Below are 2,616 nucleotides of genomic sequence, written 5' to 3'. Positions count from 1 at the left end.
GGGCGAGGGGGTCCTCGCCCCCACCGCCCCCGGCCGCTTCGCCGTGCAGTCCTACCTGGACCACCACGCCACCAAGCTCGTGCACCGCTTCGACGCCGGCAGCTACGTCACCCTCACCGACGCCCTGAACACCTGGGACGTCGGGTTCCGCCGCGGCGGAACCGACGCCGCCCTGGCCGCCATCGGCACGCCGCTGGTGGTGGCCGCCGTGGACTCCGACCGCCTGTACCCGGTGGCCGACTCCGAGCGCATCGCCGCCTCCCCGGCCGCCGTCGGCGGCCTGCGCCTGGTCACCTCCACCGCCGGCCACGACGGGTTCCTCGTCGAGTCCGACCAGATCGCGCCCCTCGTGCGGGAGGTCCTCGACCTCGGCTCGCGCTGACGCTGCACGCCGTAACAGGGTGGTGACGCAGGGGCAACGGCTCCTTCACGCGACGCTGCCACCGTCACCGGGGTGACCACCACCGAGAACCCCGGCGGGCTGCGCCTCGCGGGCGGGCGCCACCCCGTCGACGAGGTCCCGCCGCTGCGCGCCCTGGCGCCGCTGGGTCTGCAGCACGTGCTCGCCGTGTACGCCGGCGCCGTCGCCGTGCCGCTCATCGTGGGCGGTGCCATGGTCTCGGCCGGCGAGCTGCGCGCCGAGGACCTGCCGCACCTGATCGTCGCCGACCTCTTCGTCGCCGGCATCGCCACCCTGCTGCAGTCGGTGGGGTTCTGGCGCCTCGGCGTCCGCCTGCCCATCGTGCAGGGCGTCACCTTCGCCGCCGTCGGGCCGATGGTGACCATCGGCACCCAGCACGGCATCACCGCCGTCTACGGCTCCGTCATCGCCTGCGGGCTGTTCATCCTGCTGCTCGCACCGGTGTTCTCCTCGCTGCTGCGGTTCTTCCCGCCCCTGGTGACCGGCACCGTCATCCTCCTCATCGGCCTCTCCCTCATGGACGTCGCCGCCGGCTGGGCCGGCGGCGGCGCCGCCGCGCAGGACTTCGGCGCCCCCGGCCACCTGCTGCTGGCGCTGGCCACCCTCGTCGTGGTGCTGCTCGTCGAGCGGTTCGGCCCGCCCGCGCTGGCGCGCGTGGCGGTGCTGCTGGGCATCGTCGCCGGCACGGCGCTGGCCGCGCTGCTCGGGCGGGTGGACGTCACCGGGGTGGGGGAGCAGGCGTGGTTCGCGGTGCCGCAGCCGTTCGCGTTCGGCTGGCCCACGTTCCAGCTCGGGGCCGTGCTCGCGATGTGCGTGGTGGGCCTGGTCGTCATGACCGAGACCACCGGCGACATGCTCGCGGTCGGCGAGATCGTCGGCAGGCCCGTGGGGCGCCGGCAGATCGCCGACGGCATGCGCGCCGACGGCGTCTCCACGGTCCTCGGCGGAGTCTTCAACACCTTCCCCTACACGGCGTTCGCGCAGAACGTCGGACTCGTCGGCCTGTCCGGGGTGCGCTCCCGGCACGTGGCGACCTTCGCCGGCGGCGTGCTCATCGCGCTGGGCCTGGTGCCCAAGCTGGGTGCGGTCGTGGGCGCGGTGCCCGTGGCCGTGCTGGGCGGGGCGGGCGTGGCGCTGTTCGGCACGGTGGCCGCCAGCGGCATCCGCACCCTGGCCTCCTGCCGCCTGGACTCCCGCGCCCTGATGGTGGTCGCCGTCTCGCTCGGGGTGGGGATGCTGCCCACGGTGAGCCCGGAGATCTACTCCCGCACCCCGGACTGGTTCCAGACGGTGTTCGACTCCGGCATCTCCTCCGGCGCCCTCGTCGCCGTGGTGCTGCACCGGCTGCTGTGCATCAGCCGGCACACCGAGGCCGAGCGGGTGGTGCTCAGGCCTCGCCCATGACCAGGCCCTCGATGGTGTGCTTCTGCGTGATGGGCGTCAGCTCGTCGACGACGGGGCACCTCAGGTGGGCCCTGACCCGCTCGGGCAGGTGCTCCCAGTACCGCTTCGTGACGGCCGTGTCGTGGTGCTCGGCGTTGCCGGCGCCGGGGGCGTCGACGCCGAGGACGAGGACGGGGCGGGCCTTGTCGGAGAAGTTCCTGGTGCCGCGGTGGATCGTCAGCGCCGAGCGGGCGGAGATGTCGCCGCGGCGGGGGTGCTTGCGCACGGCGCGCTCCTCGTAGCGCGGGTACAGCGACTTCGGGGGGAACATCCCGTGGTCGAACTCCGCCCCGTCGTCGAACTGGGTGCCGGGGGCCACCTCGAAGGGGCCCATGTCCTCCTCGGTGTCCACGGCGGTGAGGTTGAACGCCAGGGAGGTCAGGCGCCCCTCGCGGCGGGTCTCCTCCGGGGCGGGGAAGTCGCGGTGCCAGGGCTGGTTGACGGCGCCGGCGAAGGGGACGTCGAAGCCGAGCTCGACGATCTCGTAGTCCTCGCCGAGCACCGCGGTGCACAGCTCGCGCACCCACGGGTGGTCCACGAGGTCGACGAAGCCGCGCAGCTGCTCGGGGTGGATCTCCACGTACCAGCGGTTCGGGCCGCGGCCCACGGCGCCGTCGGGGCGGGAGCGGGCCTCCTCGAAGGCGGCTTCGACGTCCTCGCGCACGCGGTCGGCCCACTCGGTGCTGAAGGCGCCCCTGCAGGCGACGATCCCGTCGCGGTACAGGGTGCGCACGAGCTCCTCGGTGCTGGGC

2 protein-coding genes and 1 pseudogene are annotated in these 2,616 nt (G+C 74.0%); 2 read left to right on the top strand and 1 reads right to left on the bottom strand.

The window, feature by feature from the left end:
* Both GTR00_RS18600 and GTR00_RS18595 read left to right on the top strand, forming a co-directional pair.
* Window positions 1–382, top strand: a pseudogene (locus GTR00_RS18600) (homoserine O-acetyltransferase); the annotation flags it as partial.
* 72 nt (window positions 383–454) lie between these two features.
* On the top strand, window positions 455–1,825 hold the full coding sequence (locus tag GTR00_RS18595) for a nucleobase:cation symporter-2 family protein (protein ID WP_166613055.1): 1,371 nt from the start codon (window positions 455–457) through the stop codon (window positions 1,823–1,825).
* Here GTR00_RS18595 and GTR00_RS18590 read toward each other — a convergent pair.
* Entirely contained in the window at window positions 1,809–2,597 is a 789-nt protein-coding gene (locus GTR00_RS18590; protein WP_166613054.1) for a phytanoyl-CoA dioxygenase family protein, read from the bottom strand. The two genes, GTR00_RS18595 and GTR00_RS18590, sit on opposite strands and share 17 nt — an antisense overlap.
* Between the last annotated feature and the right edge of the window lie 19 nt (window positions 2,598–2,616).

It is taken from the genome of Kineococcus indalonis (assembly GCF_009906395.1).
Taxonomy (GTDB): Bacteria; Actinomycetota; Actinomycetes; order Actinomycetales; family Kineococcaceae; genus Kineococcus; species Kineococcus indalonis.
Note: the sequence above shows the minus strand (reverse complement) of the source record. Positions and strands in the feature narration are given on the sequence as shown.